13 protein-coding genes are annotated in these 22,087 nt (G+C 35.1%); 1 reads left to right on the top strand and 12 read right to left on the bottom strand.

Going from position 1 to position 22,087, the window contains the following annotated elements:
* Positions 1-61 precede the first annotated feature (61 nt).
* The 9 genes from RTX21_RS01680 to RTX21_RS01640 all read right to left on the bottom strand — a co-directional run bounded on the left by RTX21_RS01680 (position 62) and on the right by RTX21_RS01640 (position 13,726).
* On the bottom strand, positions 62-1,180 hold the full coding sequence (locus tag RTX21_RS01680) for a hypothetical protein (protein ID WP_312764982.1): 1,119 nt from the start codon (positions 1,178-1,180) through the stop codon (positions 62-64).
* Positions 1,177-2,571 (bottom strand): AraC family transcriptional regulator, encoded by a 1,395-nt coding sequence (locus tag RTX21_RS01675; RefSeq protein ID WP_312764980.1) that lies wholly within the window; start codon positions 2,569-2,571, stop codon positions 1,177-1,179. The genes RTX21_RS01680 and RTX21_RS01675 overlap by 4 nt, the downstream gene beginning before the upstream one ends.
* A gap of 210 nt (positions 2,572-2,781) precedes the next feature.
* The gene (locus tag RTX21_RS01670; RefSeq protein WP_312764978.1) at positions 2,782-4,434 is read right to left on the bottom strand and encodes an ELWxxDGT repeat protein; all 1,653 of its coding nucleotides are present in this window, start codon (positions 4,432-4,434) and stop codon (positions 2,782-2,784) included.
* A gap of 148 nt (positions 4,435-4,582) precedes the next feature.
* Positions 4,583-5,704, bottom strand: coding sequence for a hypothetical protein (locus RTX21_RS01665; RefSeq protein WP_312764977.1), 1,122 nt, complete (start codon positions 5,702-5,704; stop codon positions 4,583-4,585).
* A 1-nt stretch (position 5,705) separates the two neighbouring features.
* The gene (locus RTX21_RS01660) at positions 5,706-7,136 is read right to left on the bottom strand and encodes an AraC family transcriptional regulator (protein ID WP_312764976.1); all 1,431 of its coding nucleotides are present in this window, start codon (positions 7,134-7,136) and stop codon (positions 5,706-5,708) included.
* 153 nt (positions 7,137-7,289) lie between these two features.
* Complete coding sequence (locus RTX21_RS01655) at positions 7,290-8,738, bottom strand: TolC family protein (RefSeq protein ID WP_312764974.1); 1,449 nt, start codon at positions 8,736-8,738, stop codon at positions 7,290-7,292.
* 135 nt (positions 8,739-8,873) lie between these two features.
* Positions 8,874-12,065, bottom strand: a complete 3,192-nt coding sequence (locus tag RTX21_RS01650; RefSeq protein WP_312764973.1) for an efflux RND transporter permease subunit — start codon at positions 12,063-12,065, stop codon at positions 8,874-8,876.
* Between the two features lie 25 nt (positions 12,066-12,090).
* Entirely contained in the window at positions 12,091-13,173 is a 1,083-nt protein-coding gene (locus tag RTX21_RS01645; RefSeq protein WP_312764972.1) for an efflux RND transporter periplasmic adaptor subunit, read from the bottom strand.
* A 175-nt stretch (positions 13,174-13,348) separates the two neighbouring features.
* Positions 13,349-13,726, bottom strand: a complete 378-nt coding sequence (locus RTX21_RS01640) for a hypothetical protein (RefSeq protein ID WP_312764971.1) — start codon at positions 13,724-13,726, stop codon at positions 13,349-13,351.
* Between the two features lie 143 nt (positions 13,727-13,869).
* Between RTX21_RS01640 and RTX21_RS01635 the strand changes: the two genes are divergently transcribed.
* Complete coding sequence (locus tag RTX21_RS01635; RefSeq protein WP_312764970.1) at positions 13,870-14,481, top strand: 4'-phosphopantetheinyl transferase superfamily protein; 612 nt, start codon at positions 13,870-13,872, stop codon at positions 14,479-14,481.
* Here the strand turns inward: RTX21_RS01635 and RTX21_RS01630 are convergent.
* The 3 genes from RTX21_RS01630 to porU all read right to left on the bottom strand — a co-directional run bounded on the left by RTX21_RS01630 (position 14,457) and on the right by porU (position 21,995).
* Complete coding sequence (locus tag RTX21_RS01630; RefSeq protein ID WP_312764968.1) at positions 14,457-16,715, bottom strand: FUSC family membrane protein; 2,259 nt, start codon at positions 16,713-16,715, stop codon at positions 14,457-14,459. The two genes, RTX21_RS01635 and RTX21_RS01630, sit on opposite strands and share 25 nt — an antisense overlap.
* Before the next feature lie 123 nt (positions 16,716-16,838).
* Positions 16,839-17,972, bottom strand: a complete 1,134-nt coding sequence (gene porV, locus RTX21_RS01625; RefSeq protein WP_312764966.1) for a type IX secretion system outer membrane channel protein PorV — start codon at positions 17,970-17,972, stop codon at positions 16,839-16,841.
* A gap of 42 nt (positions 17,973-18,014) precedes the next feature.
* Positions 18,015-21,995 (bottom strand): type IX secretion system sortase PorU, encoded by a 3,981-nt coding sequence (gene porU / locus RTX21_RS01620; RefSeq protein WP_312764964.1) that lies wholly within the window; start codon positions 21,993-21,995, stop codon positions 18,015-18,017.
* Positions 21,996-22,087: the final 92 nt, after the last annotated feature.

Below are 22,087 nucleotides of genomic sequence, written 5' to 3'. Positions count from 1 at the left end.
GAATTTGATATAAATTTAATTAACTTAATTGATTGATTTTTAATTAATTAAATTTAATTTTCTAATTAATACTGGAAGAATCACTTTGAGTGTTTTTCATCCTTTTTTTCATATTTCTGATTCTAAAAATGATGAAAATAATTAAAATTACAAGTACAAAAATGATAATAATCCCTACAATTAAATATTTGGGATGCGTATCTTCTTCCTTATTTTTGGAAGCATCATTGATGATGTGATTGATGGAACCAGATTCTGTTTTGCTAAATTCTGACTGACTGTTTTTATAAAGCTTGTCGTAGAATTCATAGTTTTTGGTGTCCTTCAGTTTAAGATAATTGTAAGCAATGAATTTATAAATGTCATTTTGAAGATGCTTCAGATTTCCCTCCTTTGTTTTTTGTAATTCTTGGAGCAGTACTCTGTTAGATTCTGCAAAATTCCCTCTCAAGGCATCAACTCTTGCCAAACCTGTCACGGCATAGATATTATTTCTGATGTCGTGGTTTTTTTCAGAATTTGAAATCGCTCGTTTAAAACTGTTTTGAGCTTCGGATAATTGGCTTAGCTCCAGTTCACAGTAACCTTTTTGACTGTAAGCGAGTCCGAGATTGGTGTTCGCATATTCATTTTTGATGGACTCATTATAAGCTTTGATAGCCTCATTGAAATAATTGATGGCATAAGTGCAATCCAATTCCTTTTGATACATTGATGCTTTAGTAAAAAAAATATTGCCTTTCAAATAACCTAATGAATCTGGTAGTTTATAAGTTTTCAATATTTTCTCAGCATTGTCGATATAGCTCCAAGCTTTGTCGTTGACATTCAGTCTGTAATAATGATAACTCAGATAAGCATAGATTCTGATTTTGAAACTTTCGTCGGATAAAGTTTCGGAAAGATTTTTTGCTTCCAAGGCATATTGTAGGCTGCTATCATAATTCGCCAACAACGCATCAGATTGAGCTAAAATGAGTAGAGCATTGATTTTTTGAGGAATACTTTCTCCCGACGTTTTGTAAAGGTCATTAGCAATCTCTTTTGCCTTAGCTGGATTTTTAAAAATGAGATGATTACCTTCTCGTATTAATTTGGCCGCATCAGGATGTTGTCCCGAAACAAAACAGATTAGGAAAACAAAGAAAATATTCAAGAATCGAGGCAGATTTTTTTTCATAGACTTTTTTCACGTTTCAAAAAATTAATGAAAGATGCAGGGGAAAGTCCGGTCACAGCGCGAAAAGCCGCTACAAATGTACTGTGCGAAATATAGCCACATTCTTCTGCAAGAGATGCTACTTTATAGTTTTTGTATTTGTTGTCGGTTTTTAATTTCATTAATATGTAATTGATTCTTAAATCATTAATGTAAGAATTGAATTTTTTTTCTTTACTGTTATTAATAACCTCGGAAAGATATTTGGTGTTGGTTTCCAATTGTTTTGCCAAGGTTGTTAATGAAACTTTACTATTGAGATAAGCTTCCGTTTCTTCAAATTTAGCTAATTTTTTGAGCAAAGTTTGTTCTGCTTTTTCTGGGATTAGAATTTGTTTTTCTTTTTGAATGATTGCTGTTGAGACTTTTTCAGGTTTGATCTCATTCAGAACCAAAAGGTATTTCTGATAATCGGATTTGGTTTTGAAATAATAATAGACAATCGGAATTAATAATAGAATAATTAAACCAATGACTATTAATACTCGGTTTTTCCAAAGCGAATGGTTGTTTTCCTGTTCTTCGATATGCTGGATGACAAAGTTTTTGGCGGCTTCCTGATTCTGGTTGATTTTAAGTTCCAAAGAATCGGTCTTGTTTTTATAAAACTCGTGCTGTTCAATGTTTCCCAACTTCAGATATTCCTGAGAAAGCAAATTGAAGCGTTGTTTTTGTGTAAGAATATCGGAATGATAATCTTTTAATAATAATGGTTCAGCTGTTTTCCAATCAGAATTTGATAAAGCGATCTCAGCCAAGCCCAATTGACTTTGTGCATATAAGATTTCATTGTCTTTAGGGATTTTCGAAAAATAAAATACTGCCGAATCTTGCTTCTTTTCAAAATCAAAGTTGCCTCCTAATCCTAAATAATTAAGATATCGATACTGAGAATCAGTTTCTGATTGGCTTAAACTGTTTTTGAAAAATGTGTTAGACTTTTGATAGTTCTTCTTTTGAGATTCACTCAGTCCATTTTCATAATTGTAAATAGAATATAATTCTTTGTCTGGATTGGAGATTTGGGTAAATGCTTTGTTAGCTTTCTGAAAATGTAATTCTGTCAAATTCTGTATTTGTAAATCACGGTAAATTCTGGCAAGGAAAAAATTAATTTTTACACTCCAATTGGCTTGTTTATAAGAGTTTTTATTCAAAGATTCTATCTCGTAGAGATTGGAGAGAGATGATTTGTAATCGGTTTTTAGATAATTAATCTGACTCAGTAGAAACAATGCTCTTGACTTTTTATCAGAACTTGTATTTTTTTCATAGACCAGCTTGGCTATCTTTTCTGATAATTCTGGGTCTTTGTAAATTGATTCTGACGCAGTCACCAAAAGACTATCCACTTCAATCTCGCCTTGCGCTGATATTGTAGAAGAACAAAAAATAAATAAGATTATTTTAAAATTACGGACTATCTGTTGAATATAAATCAAGTTTTTAAGTTTTGCATTGTAAAATTAGACAGAAAATAGTTTTTTCAGAAATAATTTTTGTTCAAATAAAAAACCCGAAAGTCAAAAAACTCTCGGGTTAAACTTAAAAATTGAAAAACTTTACTTCTTGATGATTTTATAAGAACTACTTTTCTGCTCAGATAAAACTTTGACTACATAATTTCCTTTTGGTAAAGAAGAAACGTTTAGTTGCAGTTTTTTCGAATTGGCAGGATTACTCAATAATAATTTTCCGGAATAATCATAAATCTGAACAGAAGAAATCTGAGAATCTCCGGAAATATTGATGAAATCAACAGCCGGATTTGGATAAACTGAAAATTGATTTTTACTAAAATCTGTTACAGCCATTGCTTCATCAGCAGCTACAGTCCATAGTTCATAACCGCTGTCATTATATTTTGCCGTGAAATATAATTTGTCCCCCATCGCCGTAAAGTAAGGCGTGTAACCCAATGCATCCTGCGACGGATTCTGCGGATCTGCTGTTATTTTTTGAGTTCCAGCCAGTGTTCCGTCAGATTTCCATAACTGATAATATTCTTCATTATTGACAGCTCTGAAGTATAGTTTACCGCCCATCACCTGGAAAAGCATTGGCGAAATAGTAATGCCCATAGAATCACCAGGACCAGGCAAAACATCCATAAATAATTGAGTGCCTTCTGGTGTTCCGTCAGTTACCCAGATTTCTCCGCCATGTTCCGCATCTCTCAATGTCATAAATAAGTTATTGTTATAAATGATATATTTAAACTGTGGAATTACGCCATTTTCAATTCCTTCATAGACATCTTTTAGGATTTTAGTACCAGCTTCGGTACCGTCTGTTGTCCATATTTCTCTTCCTGTGTCACTGCTGTATGCTGTGAAAAATAACTTTCCATTAAAGTCGATAAAATCAGATGGTAAAGAGTTGCCGTTTCCATCGGTGTTAATGTTTTTAACCATATGGGTTCCCGCGCTGGTTCCATCCGTTGTCCAGAGTTCGATGCCGTTTGTTCCGTCATCGGCATTGAAATAGATTTTATTACCAAAAGCTTTCAGGTTGGAAGGATTGGAACTTTCTGCGTGGATATCTTTTACCAATTGTGTTCCAGCCGCAGTTCCGTCTGTTACCCAAAGTTCAAAACCGTGCTGACCGTTATCAAAATCAAATCCATCCAGCGCGTTGAAGTAAAGTTTACCATTAAGAACGGTAAAATAAGAAGGATTAGAACCAAATTCACCTTCGCGCAAATCTGTTACCATTACGGTTCCTTCCGTTGTTCCGTCGGTTTTCCAAAGCTCGGTTCCGTGAACACCATCTTCTGACCTAAAGTATAAAGCATTGTTGAATTCCACAAATTCAAAAGCATATGAACCGCCACTTCCCGGATACATATCTTTTACAAGGACTGTTCCGGCTTCAGTTCCGTCTGATGTCCAAAGCTCGTTTCCGTTAGCTTCATCAGTCGCGGTAAAAAAAAGTTTTCCATTCAGAACCTTAAAGTTATAAATATCAGAACCATTGCTTCCTGGATTGATGTCTTTGACCAGTTTGGTTTCCATACCGTCGGTGACCCATAGTTCTTTTCCATGTTCGCCGTCATCTGCAGAAAAATATATTTTCGAATCTACTTTGATGAGATTTTCCGGGAAAGAATCGCCCGTAGGATTAATGTCTTTGACCAATTTAAAGACTGGCGTCTGCTGAGCATTGATTTCCAAAAATGATACCAATAATGCCGCAAGGATAAATTTACTCTTCATATAGATAATTTCTTTTAAGTAAAATTAGATCCTTAATTTCAGAATGCGCAGAGATATGCTATTAGATATCCGAAAATTTCAAGAAAACAAAAGTTTTTTAATTTTAATTAATTGAAAATCAGGTAATTTTTACTGAATTAATTTTAGATTAAGAAATTTTATTTTTGACGTTTTTATTGATTTTTTTCGACTTATTGACCAAAAAATAAGATAAAATTACACTTGATAAAATTAAAATCCCAAGAAGAACATAAATGATAACTACATATTTTCTTTGTTCGGATTCAAAATTTTTCTGCTTGAATTCGTTTCTTTTTTGAATCAATTCGTTAACAGATTTTACATCTTCCAAAGCAAATTTAGATTGAGTAGAATCAAATAGTTTTTGATATTTCTGATGATTTTCAAAATCATTCAGCTCGATGAAGTTTTCTGCCAAGAGTTTGTAAATCCTGCTTTCCATTTCGATTTGCTGAGCTTCTTTAGAAAGTGGAAGTGCTGATAGCAACATTTCATTAGAACTGTCAAAATCTTTTCTGGAGCTTTTGATTTCAGATAAACCAATCAACGCATTACATTCCAGAGATTTTGCACCATTTTTTCTGGCGTCGGCTAATCCATTTTCAAAACTGACCTGCGCAGAATCTTTGTTGATTTTGAGGTAGCAATAAGCTTTCTGGTTATAAGCCTGCCCGAGATTAGCTTTGGCAAACCCGTTGTCTTTATCTTTTTTGAATTCGTTAATAGCTTTGTTAAAATGTTTAATCGCATAACCACAATCCAGACTTCTTTTGTACAGAAATCCTTTCAGAAGATTGATATTTCCAATCAGATATTTTTTAGATCCAGGCAGAGAAACGGTTTGTGACAATTTATCTGCTTTGTCAAGATAATGCCAGGCTTCATCACGCATTTCTATACGAATGTATTGATTTCCAATGAGTCCTAAAGTTCTGATTTGGTTGGCAATATCTTTTGTCTGTTCAGATAATTCGTTGGCTTTCAAAGCAAATTCAATTGATTTTTGATAATCATTCAAACCCGAATAACCGTTGGAAATCAAAATATAAGATGAGATTTTATAAGGAGAATCAATGTTTTTTTTCTTCAAAATGTCCTTGCCAATATCAATGGTTTTTTGCGGATTTTTGAAGATAAAAGAATTGGCAGAACCAATCAGACTGTCAACTTCTTTATTGCCTTCTTGTGCAAAAAGTGAATTTGCAGAAATAACAAAAATCATCACAAAGAAAATTCTCAAAACTGTCATTTTATTCACTTTTAATAATTTTAATAAATGAGGCTGGCGAATGCCCTGTAACCTGCTTGAACACAGTAGAAAACAAACTATGTGAAGAAAATCCGGCTTCTTCAGCCAGATGGCTGACCTTGTATTTCAAATAAACCGGATTGGTCTTTAATTGGTTGATAATGTAATTGATTCTCAGTTCATTGATGTAAGTGTGAAAATTTTTATTCTTATAAGTATTGATGATTTCAGATAGATATTTGGTATTGGTGTTTAAGTTTTCAGCAAGAAGATTGAGCGAAATTGCTGGGTCAAGATAGTCATTATTCAACTCGAATTTTTCCAATTTTTCCAACAAGAAAGTAATTGTTTTATCTGGAATTACAATTTTTCCGGCACTTTCCGATGCTTTGTTTTCCGCAATGAATTTTTCTCTTTCTTCGGCTTCTTGTTTGGATTTTTCGTAATCATTTTGTTTTTGATTTAATTTCCGATTGATAAAATATCCAATGATGAACACAAGCAAAATCGCAATGGCGATGAAGTAAATTATCTTTGCCTGTTGTTCGGATTTTCCTTCTAAAATTTCATCTTGCTTTTGACCTATTTTATTTAAAAAAGAGATTCTGGCATTTTCTTTTACTGAACTCAAAGAATCCTGCAGGGCAGTTTGAAGTTGATAAAACTTCCTATATTTTTCTTGGTCTTTTGATTCGTTATTTTTTACCGCCAAATTATAAATCTCCTCTCTCAGCCAAACATCCTGAACTTTTTTATTGATTGGTTTCAAAGATTCGACGTAATCAATATTTTTATCAGATTCTTTTCTTGAAGATTGAATCTTTGCTTTTGCGTAAAAATAATAAGGCTCGTAACGCTGAATTTTCTGAGCATAATATTGCGCTGAATCCAGCTTTCCAAGATTAGAATAAGAGAGTGCATAATAGAAATTGCTCAGTTCTGGAAAGGCTTTGTTTTTTTGCTTTTCGAATAGTTTTAAATTCTTAATGGTTTGATTCCAGTTAGATTCCGAGTAAGATTTTATTGCTTTTTCAAAATAATTCTGAGTGATTTCTTTTTCATCTTTGATGAGATATAATTGAGAAAATTGGATTCCCAATTCGTCACAAAGTCTAGCTAATAGATAATTAATTTGAAATTCATTTTCTGGGCGAATGGATTTTTTTGAAAGTTCCAGACATTGAAATAATTTTTCAGTTGCTGTATTATAATCGCCTCTTAATAAATTACTTTCAGTCAACAACAGCAGCGCTTTGATTTTGTCATTATTATAAGAACTGTTCTTGAAAAGAAATTCTGAAATAACAGCAGATTCCGAAGGTTTTTTATAAAGTAAATCCTTGCATTCTAAGAACAAAGTTTCCGCATCTCGGCTATTTTGTGCTTTGATGATTGTACCGAATGCGAGAAAAATTGCTAAAATTAATTTCAAAACGAAACTGACTGATTGACTTATAAACCAGTAAATTTATGTAAATATTTTTTCAAAAAAATATCTTTTATATTCTGAATATTGAATATGTCATAAAAAAATGCTCCCAGAAAAATTTCTGAGAGCATCGCGTATAGAGAGAATAATGAATGTTTATTTCCAACCGCCACCTAAGCTTTTGTAGATGTTGACAACTGTGCTTAGCTGCCTTTCTTTAGCTTCGATGAGTTCCATTTTGGCGTCCAAGGCATCACGCTGATTCATCAGAACTTCGAGATAATCGGCTCTCATATTTCTGAATAACTGATTGGCAATATCGATTCCTTGGTCAAGCGCTTTGACTTCCTGAGATTTCATTTCGTAATATTTATCGAGGTTTTTAATCGCTGACATTTGATTGGTAATATCAAGATAAGCGCTCAGAATGGTTTTGTCATATTCATACAAAGCCTGGATTTGTCTTGCATCAGCTGATTTGAAATTCGCCTGAATCGCACTTTTATTAATTAGCGGACCAGCCAGTTCTCCAACCAGGCTGTAAGCCATAGATTCTGGAAGTTTCACGAGATAAGAAGGTTTGAACGCTTCCAAACCTAATGCCGCATTGATTTCCAGACTTGGATAGAATTCTTTTCTTGCTGCTTCTACATCCAATTTGGCAGATTGTAATTCCAATTCTGCTTGCTTGATGTCAGGACGATTGGCTAATAATTGTGACGGAATTCCTGTATAAACCGTTTGCGGAACAATCGACATAAAACTTTCTTTCGTTCTGACAATCGGTTGCGGATAACGTCCAAGCAAAGCATTGATTTGATTTTCCTTTTCAGTGATCTGTTGTTTCAAATCATATTCAGTCGCATTGGATTTTGCCAACTCAGCCTCGAATTTTTTCACAGCCAATTCCGTTGCAGCCATTGCCTGCTTTTGGATTTTAGCCACTTCAAGTGCTTTTTTCTGCAAATCCATATACTGATGGATGATATCCAGTTGATTGTCCAGCGACAATAATTCATAATAATTATCAGCAACTTCGGCAATCAGACTTGATAAAACGAAATTCTTTCCTTCAACGGTTGACAAATAGTGAGCAACAGCCGCTTGTTTTTCGGTTCTCAGTTTATGCCAGATATCGATTTCCCAGTTGGCTACCAATCCACCTTCGAAATTTCCTAAATTCTCAGGAACTTCTTTTCCATCGGTTATTTCTGTGGAAGCATCACCTGCTCCTGTACTTGTATAACGGCCGACTTTTTCAATTCCAGCTCCTAATTTTGCAGCAACAGTCGGACTTAGTTTTCCGTTTTTGTACATCACATCGCTTTTTGCGATTTCGATTTGTTGAAGCGTAATCATTAATTCCTGATTATTTTTCAAAGCTTCATCAATCAATTTCACGAGATTGGGGTCTGTGAAAAACTCTTTCCAAGGCGTAATTCCGGAGTTGTTTTCCGAAGCAGTCTGATTCTCAAAATTCTGAGGAATGGTTTCTTTTACTCTATCCTGAATTTTGGTCGCCATTGGTGCTTTACAACTTGCTAAAAGGAGCGAGAAAGCAATTGTGGTTATTATACTTTTATGATTATGAAATAATTTATTCATACTGTTATTTTTTGATTTATAATTCTCGCTGATTACTCAGATTTTGCAGATTAACAATGCTGAAAAATCAGCCTCATCCTTAAAATCAGCGAGAAAAACTATTTTCATTTGGTTTTAGAAATTCTAAAATTTCTTCTATTTATCTTCAAATTTTCCATCGTGTTGGTAAGGTTCAGTTTGTTCAGTTAAAGGATTTTCTTCTTCATAGTAAGTCAGTTTGGACTTAGCTGCGATGTTGGCGAAAATGTAATACAATCCTGGAATTATCATCAATCCGAAAATAGTTCCGATGAGCATTCCTCCTGCTGCTGCAGTTCCAATCGTTCTGTTACCCACGGCTCCAGGTCCAGTTGCTAAAGCCAAAGGAATCAATCCAGCAATAAATGCGAACGATGTCATCAAAATAGGACGGAATCTTAAAGATGCTCCTTGCAAAGCCGCTTCTTTTGTAGAAAGCCCTTCTTCCGCTTTTTTCTGAACAGCAAATTCGACAATCAAAACGGCGTTCTTTCCGAGTAATCCGATGAGCATTACCATTGCAACCTGTGCATAAATGTTATTCTCTAATCCGAAAAGTGAAAGGCATAAAAATGCTCCGAAAATCCCCGTTGGTAAAGACAAAATAATTGGCAAAGGCAAAATAAAACTTTCGTATTGTGCAGAAAGAATCAGATAAACGAAGCCAAGACAAACCAGGAAGATGTAAATTGCTTCGTTACCTCTGGAAACTTCATCTTTAGAAATCCCCGCCCAATCGATTCCGAAACCTCTAGGCAATGTTTTATCCGCAACTTCCTGAATCGCTTTAATTGCATCTCCGGAACTGTATCCAGGCGCTGGTGTTCCACTCACTTCAGAAGAATTGTACATATTATGTCTTGTGATTTCTGACAATCCATACACTTTTTCAAGATGCATAAAATCTGAATAAGGAACCATTTGGTCTTTATCATTTTTGACATATAATTTCAATAAATCACTTGGCAAAGCACGATATTGCGGACCAGCCTGAACAATCACCTTATAAGGTCTGTCGAATCGGATGAAACTCGTTTCGTAGTTGGAACCAATCAAAGTTGAAAGATTGTCCATTGCTTTTTCTATCGTCACACCTTTTTGTTCTGCCAAATCATTATCAACTTTTAGCATATATTGAGGGAAACTCGCAGAATAGAATGTGAAAGCAGAACCCAATTCCGGACGTTTTTTTAATTCTTTGACAAAATCATTGCTGACTTTTTCCATTTTGTGATAATCTCCACTTCCCGCTTTATCCAAAAGTCTTAATTCAAAGCCTCCTGCAGCGCCATAACCAGGAATTGACGGTGGTTGGAAGAATTCGATATTCGCTCCAGGAATTTCTTTGGCTTTTTGTTCCAATTGTTCGATGATTTCTGTCGCTGATTCTTTTCTTTCGTCCCAATTTTTAAGGTTAATCAAACAAGTTCCTGAGTTAGAACCTGTGCCTTCCGTCAAAATCTCATAACCTGCCAAAGATGAAACAGAGGAAACGCCATCAATATCTTCAGATGCTTTTTGAAGTTGCAAAGCAATCTGATTGGTTCTTTCTAATGTTGAGCCTGGAGGCGTTTGAATAATCGCATAAATCATCCCTTGGTCTTCACTTGGAATGAATCCGGAAGGTAATTTGTTACTCAAGAAAAAAGTTCCGATACAGAAAAGAACTAGTAAAGGAAGTGTTACCATTTTTCTTGTAACAACTTTAGTTAATAAGTTATGGTATTTTCCTGCTCCAATCGTAAACAAGTTATTGAAACCATCCAAAAATCTTGTAATTGGTGTTTTCTTTTTCTCTTTTCCGTGATTGTTTTTCAGAATGATAGCACACAGAGCTGGTGTCAGTGTCAAAGCTACAACTCCTGATAAAATAATGGACGAAACCATTGTAATCGAAAACTGACGATAGAAAACCCCAACCGGACCAGACATAAACGCAACCGGAATGAAAACCGATGCCATTACCAAAGTGATTGCGATAATTGCCCCGCTAATCTCGTGCATTGCTTCTTCCGTTGCCTTGAGTGGCGACAGATGTTTTTCTTCCATCTTCGCATGGACGGCTTCTATCACAACAATCGCATCATCGACGACGATACCAATAGCCATTACCAAGGCAAAAAGTGAAATCAAGTTCAATGTAATTCCGAAGGCAGACATCACTGCAAATGTTCCTATCAAAGAAACCGGAACAGCAATTGTCGGAATCAAGGTAGAACGCCAGTCTCCTAAGAATAGGAAAACCACGATTGCGACTAATATAAACGCTTCGAATAAAGTATGAACTACTTTCTCAATAGATGCATCCAAGAATCTTGAAACGTCATAACTGATTTCATAATGCATTCCTTTTGGGAAAGTCTTTTGCAAATCAGACATTAAGATTTTTACATTCTTGATAACGTCACTTGCATTAGAACCATAAGATTGTTTCAATGTAATCGCTGCAGAAGGTTTTCCATTCAATGTAGAGTAGATGTCATACATTGAAGAACCGAATTCGATATCCGCAACATCTTTCAGCCTTACAAATTCTCCATCAGTTTTGGCTTTTAGAATGATATTTCCGTAGTCTTTTTCATTATTGAAACGACCTGGATATTTCAAAATATATTCAAATGACTGAGAACGTTTACCGGAACTTTCACCTGTTTTTCCTGGAGAAGCTTCCAAACTTTGCGCATTCAAAGATTCCATTACTTCGTCTGCAGAAATGTCGTAAGCTGTCATTCTATCTGGTTTCAGCCAAATACGCATTGCATATTCACGAGTTCCCAAGATATCGGCAAAACCAACTCCGCTAACTCTTCGTAATTCTGACATTACGTTGATATCCGCATAGTTGAAAAGGAATTTTTGGTCAGCTTTCGGGTCATCACTGTAAAGGTTGATATACATTAGCATATTCGGTTCCTCACGCGTGATTTTCACACCTTCACGAACTACCAACGGAGGTAATTTGTTAACTACCGATGACACACGGTTTTGAACATTGACAGCAGCAACATTCGGGTCAGTTCCCAAATCAAAAACGATTTGGATGGAACATTCTCCGTCGTTTCCGGCATCAGAAGTCATATATTTCATCCCGGGAACACCGTTTAGTCCGCGTTCCAAAGGAATTACAACAGATTTGATGAGCAATTCGTTATTAGCTCCGGGATATTCTGCTGTGATATTAACTTTTGGCGGAGAAATAGAAGGGAATTGCGTGATAGGAAGTTTTACCAAAGACAAGACTCCCATAAATACGATGATCAAAGAGATCACGATCGACAGAACTGGTCTGCGAATGAATTTCTTAAACATAATTGTTCGTTTTTATAAGAGAGAATTAGTTGGCTTGTAATTTTAGTGAGTTCAAGACTTTTTTCGGGTCTTGGAATTTGGTTTCCACTTTCTGGTCGTCTTTCACCTTTTGAACACCCTCTAACAAGATCTTGTCATTAGAATTAAGCCCTTCAGAAACAACATAGATATCAGGAAGTTCGTAAGCGATCTTGATATTTTTTGATCTGGCAACGCCGTCTTTTCCAACTACGAAAACATACTTCTGGTCTTGGATTTCATAAGTTGCTTTTTGAGGAATGATCAAAGCATTTTTGAGAGGCAATGTCATTTGGATTTTTCCAGTTTCTCCATTTCTCAATAATTGGTTTGAATTCGGGAATTTTGCTCGGAAAGCGATATTTCCAGTTTCATTATCAAATTCACCCTCGATAGTTTGAATCGTTCCTTTATTGGGGAAAGTTTCTCCATTGGCCATTATCAAAGAAACCTGATTGTTTCCGCGTTCTGCAGAATGCGTCTGATAATTAAGATATTCAGGTTCGGAAACATTGAAGTAAGCGAAGATTCCGCCGTTGTCGGAAAGGCTCGTCAAAAGGTCGCCTTCGTCAACCAAACTTCCTAATTTCAGAGGAAGACGATCGATAATTCCGGAAAAAGGCGCCTTGATTGTAGTGAAAGATAAATGGGTTTGAGCTAAGTTCAATTCAGCTTTTGCAGCATCTAATTTGGCTTTTGCCATTCTTTTTTCATTGATGGAAACAACATTGTTATTAGCTAGTGTGCTGGAGTTTTGCAGTTCAATTTCTGCTTGTGCCACTTCTGCTTTAGCTTTCAAAACATCAGCCTGATAAAGTTGAGGCATGATTCTGAACAAAACCTGTCCGGCTTGAACGTGCTGACCTTCATCAACATATATTTTTTCCAAGAATCCTTTTTCCTGCGCTCGGATTTCTATATTTCTTTCTGATCTGATCTGGGAAACAAATTCTTTGTTAATTACAGTGTCCATTTTTACTGGAGACGTTGTAGGATAAACAACAGATTCTTCTTTTTCTTCTTTCTTGTCTTTGCAGCTTAAAGTTATCAATAATGTGCTGAAAATAAGAGTAAGTGTGACTCTCTTCATTTTAAATAAATTTTATTTTTTTTAATAGGATATTGAAAGAATAATTAGTAGCTATATTTTAGAATTAAAATAATAGCCAATGATTATTCGGAATGTTGAATGGGAAATTTTCAAAAACAACACAGATTGTTACCACTTTGGGATAAGGGTAATCTTGTTTTTGAAAAGCTGAGGTTTAAATACGGATCGTACGCAACAGAATAAATCTTTTTACCGAAGAATGAATGGGTTTCGGCTCGTGAAAGGTTTGTGCTCTGTCTCTGAAATATAAATGTAATAGATAACCAAATCCGAATGTTGTTACAATCGCAATGAAATTGTAAGCATCAGAAAAATTAAGATTAGTTTCCTCGGGAGAATCCAAAGAATCGTTGATCTGTTGTAATGATACTTTCTCTAATGAATGATTCAGATGGTGTTTTTTAGCAAAAGAAAACATATGGAACGATACATTCTGATTTCCAAAATCTTGCTGAAAATCAAGCGTCTGTTTGTTCTCTGCTGTGAAGAGCAGAAAAATGAACATTAGAATATATACGATTGCGTTTTTCATTTTGATGCTGCAAATTTACATCGGATAATTGTTAAAATAATCATAAAGCCTCATTTTTAAGGCATTTTTAAGTTCTGACAATCAGGATTGTAATTTTTGAAGTCATCTTTTTTTATTAATTTTAAGCATTCAAAAAATAATTGATGCCACTTTACAAAGATCTTTCCGATGATATTGCTCAAATTCTGATTTGGGAATTTGATGAAAATGAAGAATTGGATTCTGATCTTTTGCTGGAACCAGAAAATCAGGCTAAAATTCTTGGCTATCATCCGAATAAGATCTCGGAGTTTTTGATGGTGAGGAAAATGTTGAAAGTATTGCTTCCCAATCACAAAATTCTTTACAGAGAAAATGGCGAACCTTATCTTTTTCCACAGGATTTTCATGTTTCAATCAGTCATTCTTATCCGTTGGCGGCTTTAGCTATTTCTAAAAAGAAAGTAGGAATTGATCTTGAAAAACGTAAAGAAAAAATCAAGAATATTCGACACAAGTTTATTCTTCATGAAGACATTTATATTGATAATTCTGAGGAAGTTGATTTTTTAACGGCAATCTGGTGTGTAAAAGAGGCGCTCTATAAAATCCATCATAGCAAACACTGGTCATTGAAAAAGCATTATGATGTTTTACCTTTTGAGTTGCAGGAAGAATTCATCGTGAAAAGTAGAGTTTATGATTTGGAGAATGAGGATTTTTATAAAGCCAAAATTTCTTTTTTTGACAATTATTGTTTAGCGATTGTTGATTGATAGATCAGATATTCTTCGATGATTTTTCTTTGGTCTTTTGCAACATCATTGATCAGTTCCAATAATTCCCTGATGTTTTTAATTTCTGTTAAATGGCTTACTGTGAAAGGTTTCCTTTCATTAGAAATAGCTTGGGATTCTAATTCTGCCTTTCTTTTTTCTAATAGGTCTGTTACGTGATCTTCTGGTTTTATATGACTTTCTGCTCTTGTTTTCTCGTCCAGGTCTTTCTGGAAGAGCAGGGAAGAGGTCCTCAATAATTCTGCTGAGATCTTGACCTTCCAATTTTCCAGATCGATCTCCGGAAAGTCGTGACCTGTTTTCGCATATTGTGATAATGATGCTGTATAAGCGGTAATCAAATGTGTAGTGGTCACGAACTGATGAACAGTTTCCAATTTTCTTTGCTGATTTTTCGGATCTGAGATCATTCTTTGGAAATTATCGGAAAGATTGGCAAGGTTGATGATCGCATTTTTTCTTTTCAGACGAAAGTCTTCATCATTGATGTCCTTTTTCAGAAAATGGTCCATCACCAGACGGAAATAATCCAAGTTGCTTTTGGAGGATTTTTTCATCAGATCCAGATTCTGAGTATGTTCCCAAACAGGTAAAATGAAATAAGCGACTAAAAATGTAATGACACCACCAATCAAAGTGTCTAACAATCTGTCTTTGAAAATAAGATTAACGTTTCCTGGTCTTAGAAAATTGAATGACAGGAAAATGTAGATGGTCATGAACAAAACTGCCCAGAAATAATTTGATTTCAATAAACTGAAACAGATGATCATGCTGATCAACAGAATGATCAAAAGTGCTGTAGGCCCATCTATAAAATATAAAATGATATAAGCAATAATTGCACCTGCCAAAGTTCCAAAAAACCTAAGAAGATTACGATGCTTAGTTGTAGAATAAGCTGGTTTCAGGATGGCGATAATCGTAATTAATATCCAATAAGAATGCCCAATTCCAAGAATCTCGAACCTTGAAACAATATAACCTAGCAACAATGCAATTGTAACTCTGATGGCATGTCGAAAATGTCCTGAATCAAGTGAGAAATTTGAAAAGAAAACTTTATGGTTCAATTGTTCCTCTTTTGGTAAGAACTTGGAATAGTCTAATCCCGTAGATAAACTTTTTGCAAGTTTTACGTCTTGGGAATTAACTTTCAGAATAGTGTTGACTTCATCTGTAATTTCAGTTATTCTCATCAAAACCTGACGCAACATCATAAAATCTTCCAGAGTTTCCGAAGAAAATCTTTGAGAACGATGCTCAAAAAATTCATCGTAGATCTTTTTCAGTTCTTCATCAAAATTTGTGATCTGTTTGTATGAAATACCACTTTGAAGAGAAATCCCAAGGTTGGTGATCTCGTCTGCCATCAGCATCAGATAATAATGGATGTTTTGAATCAGTCTTGTATCTCCAAAAACCTGGTTTATCCTTTTGTAATCATTTTCTGATGTCAACAATTTATCATAAAGATCAACAGAATTCAGAAACATCAGCATCAAAATTCTACTTTGTGTCGTAGATTCGTTGACGATTTTTCTTGTCTTGAAAACGATTTCTCGTGTATCTTCCTGATGATTCTTTATTTTGACCTGTTGAGATATCAATTGATTTAATAATGAATCGAAATCCGGGTCTTTAGTATAATATTTAGCCTTGATTCTAAGATAGTCTGCCAATTCCAGATAATTTTCTCCAACAACCTGGCTTGCCAATTTATAAGGCTGCAGCGTGGAGACGATTATGAATATCACAAAAAACCAAAGACAGCCAAGAAAAAAAATAAAGGAACTTTTAAGTATGTCTTCGCCGGAAAGGTGTCCGTCAATGAAAATACTTAGAACAACAAGGGCAATTGAGCCGAAAGTGGCCAAACGTAAACCATAAACACCGATCATCGAAAAGAAAAATCCGAAGATGATGATTTCCAGATAAACTGCAATAGGAAATTCTTTGACCAAACTTGCAAAAAGTGCAATTAAGAAGAAAGAAAAGATGGATAATATCAATGTATTTCTTCTTCGGATAAATGGTCCTTGCTGATCTGTAAGTCCGACAAAGCTCGTTCCGAGTGGAAATAAGAAATATTCTTTCAACAATCCGAACTGGGCCAATATTATACTGGGGATCACAATTGCCAAAGCAATCCTTGCTCCGGAATAGATATATTGGCTGGTTAAGAATTTTTTGAGTTCGGAACTGTAGTTCATTTTACAAATTTAGAGAAAGTAATGATTTAATCGGATGATCAGGATTTAAAGTTGATTTTAAATTTAATCAAAAAAAAATGCCAAAGCGGGAAGCTCTGGCAAAATTTTATATTATTCAAAAAATTAATAATCTTGAGCGTTGTAAGTTTCGCTACCAATGTTCCAAGTTAATCCAAATCTCAGAGTATTATCTAAAGCTGAATTGATCTTGGAGGTATTGATAAGATAAGAAAGGTCTAGTCCGAAAGATGCATATTTGAAACCAACACCCACGGTAGCATATTGTCTGGCTCCTTGTTCTGGTGCTTCTGTAAAATAACCGGCTCTTAGGGCAAAAGTTTCATCATAAGAATATTCTGCCGCACCACTGAACATGATACTTTTTTTATTATTGAATGATTTTCCAATCCCTTCCATTACACCAAGATTAGGAACAAGTCCTGTAGTTTCATCAGGACCAGGTACCAGGATTTTGGAAGCTTCCCCACTTAAACTGAATCTGTTTTGGTCATCAATCAACAAATCGTAACCAAGACCCAATCTTGCCATAGTAGGAAGGTAGGATCTGGATTCCTCATCACCTGTATAGTCTAGCTTTGGACCTAAATTTTGTACTGCCCAACCTGCTTTTACACGACCTTCATAACCACTGATGCTTTCATGCTTTGGTGACATAAAATATCCGGAAACATCCACAGCAAATGTGTTTGCAGGCTTCAAAGTTCCATCCGTAGATCCGAAGTTTCCTCCAAGATCTGATCTGATGAATCTACCGGTAACCGCCATAGAGTAAGTATCAGTTAATTTCAGACCATAGGCAAGGTCGATAGAGAATTCATTTGGTTTTGAGGTTCCTAATTGTTGTACTTCATTTCCTACAAAATTGGTAAGGTCAACTTCACCCATATTGAAATAATAGATACTCGCACTAAGCGTAGATCTTTCTTCGTCTCCTAAAAATGTATAGAATGACCCGTAAAGTAAGAATACATCGCTGGTAAGCTTACTCATATATGGCGTATAGTTGACACCAACTCCTGAAGATACTTTTGCAAAAGGATATTTTGCAGCGTTCCAGAATTGTGAGAATACATCGGTAGATGTCACCACCCCTTGGTCACCCATACCACCAGCTCTTGCATCCGGAGAAATTCTCAGGAATGGAGCCCCTGTCAGCACAGGCTGAACGTTTTGAGAAAAAGCAAAGGCAGATACGCCAATCCCTAATCCTAAAAATAATTTTTTTGTTAAATTCATTTTTGCTCGTTTAAGGTAAAATTTACCAATATAATTATGTTTTTATTTTAATAATACCATTTTTTCTACAGCTGTTGCGCTTCCGGAACATTTTTCCTGATTTTGGCTGCGTGCAAATATCTTAAAAATATATGTACCTTTTGCTACAGTATCACCAAAATCATCTTTTCCATCCCATTCTATTGCTTGCCTTGGTGTTCTGAAGCCTTGTAGAAATGGTTCTGCAGAAATACTTGTGGATAATGTTCTAACTATTTTTCCGGTTATTGTATAGATCTGAACATTAACATCCAAAATATCATCACAATTGTGCTCAAACTGAACGTAAGTTTTATTCGTAAAAGGATTCGGCCAATTAAGAAGTCTGTTAACAACTAATTTTTGGTCAGTTTCATCTTTTACTACAAAGTTTAACGTAGAGGTTGTAGAATTATTGTTAATATCCCAAACTTTAAACGTCAATTGATGTTCTCCAGGAGTTAAATTTTTTAATGGATATGTAACAGAACCCTTTTGATAATCCTGAAGGTCTGGATAACTACAACCATTACCATCGCCAGAGGTAAAATAATCATTAATTGAAGTTGTATTAATGACATTCCCGTCTAGAATAAATGTAATATCATGCCCAATTCCCGCTCCCGTAGAGTTGATTCCTGTATTATCTTTTACACAAGCCAATAGAACAGGGTTTTGGTCAGTGATTCCACCATTAGCGAAATTGATATTGTTCATGTAGAGGTTAGCTGTCGGAGCTTCAGAATCATTGATGCCATCTGGGTTGATCGCTCCTACGATCTGAGGTTGGTTATTAAAGACATCATAGGCGTTTGTTTTGGCATTTTCAAAGTTTTCAGCATATACAAGGATTCTTCCGTTGCCTACTTCATAATTGATATCCTTTGGTACATAAAACTCTACTGAAAAACTACCATTGTTGACTTGGCCTGAAGTCTTTACGATAGCACTTGGCTCTTCGGTAAATTTCATTACCATTGGAGCTGTTGCGGGATCTATATTATCATTGTTCAGTGTACTTTTTTCAATTTTTTTATCAAAGATATTCACCACAACACGTCCTTTAAAAGTATTATCCAAAGCACCATCAGCTTTTACAATATGTCCTTTGACCTTAACAAAATCTAATGCTCTTATTTGGTTTGGAACAGGTGTTTCTATCTCATCTATTTGAAGTAGTTTTTTTGGCCTGCTCAGTTTCATGGCTGGATCTCCCAAGAAATTAACTCTTAGAGCGTTTAGATCAGCTCCATATCCAGCAGTGTTAAAGAACTCTTTTTTTGCAGTCATATACGCATCTCCAATAGAAGAAAAATCATTGGTGGCAGTATCTAATTTAAACTGGTTTTTTATGAAAATAGGCGTGAAATTTCTTCCATAACTTACTGAAATTGCACGGCTAGATGTAATCAGGTTCGCTGCACCGCCAGTCGTATGCTTTATCATCTGCTCGCCTACAGAGTTCGTACTTGGGTCATCCCAAAGTGTAAATTCGCAGGTTATAGTAGAAACTAAAGGAAATCTGCTGTAAACGGAAGAAAAATTATTAAAGCCTTGAACCTCTGTGGAGGTCAGGACTCTTTCTTGTGCCCACCCGTTTATACCACCATGACCAAAATAAAATAAAAATAAGCTGTTGCCTATATCATTTGTAATAGCCTGGTTGACTTGAGGATATCTTTGTCCACCCGCACTAGTCACAGCAGGGAAAGCATCTAAATATAATTTCTTGATATTATACTCGGGCTTTTCTGTTGCCATTGAGCTCTGATTTAAAGAATATTCTATAAGATAAGGAAATGGGCCGGGAACTCCTGCGGGATAGTTTGCTAATTCATAATCATCATCTGCCACAAAATCCATTTTCATTCGCCATTCACCGAATGGATTAGATTGGCCGGGAAGGTTATTATAATAAGCCAGTGTTTTATCTATCATAACCTTGGCTTCTTGGACGTTGTCTGCAGGTAATCTTCCGATAGGAAGATCAGGTAAAAATTGATGAATGCTTATTGGTGATGTCGATGATGAAATATTTTGGGGACTTGTTAAAACAAAATAATCATCTGATACAAAAGAGTTTACAAAGTTGCTGCTGTCCTCACTTTGATAGCTGGGAATCACATCCGTATTATTTGCTATGCGGTTTTTGAAATCATAAGAAGTATCTCCAATCAGTAATACATACTTTAGGGGATGAGAACTGTTTCTCAGTTTTGTTACAAAATCTCTGATTGCAGTAATATCTTTACTACCACTGCTAAATTCGTTATAAATTTTATTCACATCTACAACCTGAACATTGTAGTTGCTTTTTGACTGGTGGTGATTTGCCAGTCGTTGAGCCTGACTAATGTACGCTGGCTGGGTAATAATAAGATAATCTACATTGGTAAGTGAGGATAGGTCCTGATTGTCTATTTTGCCTACAAATCCGGGGGTAAAGGCAGCAGAATTTTTAAAAGCAGTAAACTCATTGTTGAAATTGCTGCTATTTGCCAAATATCCAAAATTGAAAGTAGAGTTCTGTGAATTCTTATTGGTTACTTTTTTAGGATTTGTGACATCGGAAACATCCCAAATTTGCTCTATTTCACTAGCATTTGTAACAGAAAAGCCATATAAATTGTTATTACCTTCGACGATTCCAAAATCTCTGAAGTTCATTTGAGAGTTATTGTAATTGAGGTCTTCTTTATATTGTACCTCTGCATAGTCGAAGTGAAATGCTGCATTAGGGTTTGCACTTGTATTAGGAGTAAAAGTGAATTTGATACTGTTGCCACTTTGATTGACCAAAGTGTTAGAATAATTTAAAGCTTGAAAATTATTTTCCGCATTATCATATACTGATAATTCTGCTGAGCTTCCATTCATATCAATTTTTATCCTGGCCTTTTGAGCGGTATACCCAACCGCCTGAGCCCTAAAAAGAACAGGATCTCCAATTTTCATAGGACTTCTTGTAGTAAATGTGACCTCTCTGCTTCCCGATATGGCATCTCCGACCCAGATTCTCCCCAATTTTATAAGATTGAATTTTTCCTCATTAATGTATTGGTAATCATCATATCTTGTAATCAATGTTGCTGGAAGAGCATTATCGATTGTAGCTATTCTTTTACCGGGGCCAATGTCAAAATTTATAAAATAATATGAATTGTCTTCGTATATATTTATAAAGTTATTGGAAGGGTCATTTCTGTATTCTTTCCTTTTGAAGCCCTTGCCATTGTTAGTATTATAAATGTTATAGCCATTTGGACCTTGCGCATAGAATAATGCATAATCATTATCATTCCAGACACCATCCTCTTCTCCTACTACCTGTATAGCATCTTCCTGTAATGCACTATATCTACCATCTTTATTATACTCAGGTAAAGCCAGTCCTCCATTTCCATAGATTCTGAAATTTTTGGGATTTATACTGCTTGGATTGATTCCATTCTGTTGTAGGAATTGTCTTGTTATTTTAAAAATGCCACTTTTATCTACCTTTATTTTATAAAAAGTTCCAGATTTCAAAGGATTTTCCGTACTTCCGTATTTTAGATCCCCCGTTCTTTCTGTCTCAGATATTCTTTTATTCGTCTGGTTGATATTGAAGGATATAAGTTTATAGATCTTATTATTTTCCCTCTTCAGAGTTTCTATGGATATATTGGCATTTTGTTTGTTCTCTGAGGTATTAAAGAAATAAGCCACGCTAATTTTTGGCGTTGAGGAAATACTATTGATGTCAACACTTCCCTTATCTTTTAATAGCAATTCTTGCCATTGCAACTGATCAATATTAATCTGATTGTCCGTTTTCACATTAAGTCCTGCAAAAACAGTGCTTTTCTCTACCTGGTGACTATAATTGGTGAAGAAAGGGTAAGATGATTTTTCGGATTCACCGCGGTCTATTTCTTTTACTCCATCCCAGTTTAGGACTATTTTTTGAGCGGATCCTAATACAGATAGAAAACATAGAGCAATAATATAGAATTTGAATTTCATCAATGATATTTTATTTTAAGATTACAAAATAAACGATTTTTTTAAAAAAATGGTATATAATAAAATTAAATTAATTGCGTTTTATCAAAAAA

The organism is Epilithonimonas sp., from assembly GCF_032054305.1.
In the GTDB taxonomy this organism is placed as follows: domain Bacteria; phylum Bacteroidota; class Bacteroidia; order Flavobacteriales; family Weeksellaceae; genus Epilithonimonas.
This window is presented reverse-complemented; position numbering and strand designations above follow the sequence as displayed.

What these genes read in the sequence shown, in the direction of transcription:
- RTX21_RS01655 (WP_312764974.1), bottom strand. Translation starts at nt 8,738, where the DNA reads ATGAATAAATTATTTCATAATCATAAAAGTATAATAACCACAATTGCT.
- RTX21_RS01645 (WP_312764972.1), bottom strand. Translation starts at nt 13,173, where the DNA reads ATGAAGAGAGTCACACTTACTCTTATTTTCAGCACATTATTGATAACT.
- RTX21_RS01630 (WP_312764968.1), bottom strand. Translation starts at nt 16,715, where the DNA reads ATGAACTACAGTTCCGAACTCAAAAAATTCTTAACCAGCCAATATATC.
- RTX21_RS01650 (WP_312764973.1), bottom strand. Translation starts at nt 12,065, where the DNA reads ATGTTTAAGAAATTCATTCGCAGACCAGTTCTGTCGATCGTGATCTCT.
- RTX21_RS01635 (WP_312764970.1), top strand. Translation starts at nt 13,870, where the DNA reads ATGCCACTTTACAAAGATCTTTCCGATGATATTGCTCAAATTCTGATT.
- RTX21_RS01640 (WP_312764971.1), bottom strand. Translation starts at nt 13,726, where the DNA reads ATGAAAAACGCAATCGTATATATTCTAATGTTCATTTTTCTGCTCTTC.
- RTX21_RS01665 (WP_312764977.1), bottom strand. Translation starts at nt 5,704, where the DNA reads ATGACAGTTTTGAGAATTTTCTTTGTGATGATTTTTGTTATTTCTGCA.
- RTX21_RS01670 (WP_312764978.1), bottom strand. Translation starts at nt 4,434, where the DNA reads ATGAAGAGTAAATTTATCCTTGCGGCATTATTGGTATCATTTTTGGAA.
- porU (WP_312764964.1), bottom strand. Translation starts at nt 21,995, where the DNA reads ATGAAATTCAAATTCTATATTATTGCTCTATGTTTTCTATCTGTATTA.
- RTX21_RS01680 (WP_312764982.1), bottom strand. Translation starts at nt 1,180, where the DNA reads ATGAAAAAAAATCTGCCTCGATTCTTGAATATTTTCTTTGTTTTCCTA.
- porV (WP_312764966.1), bottom strand. Translation starts at nt 17,972, where the DNA reads ATGAATTTAACAAAAAAATTATTTTTAGGATTAGGGATTGGCGTATCT.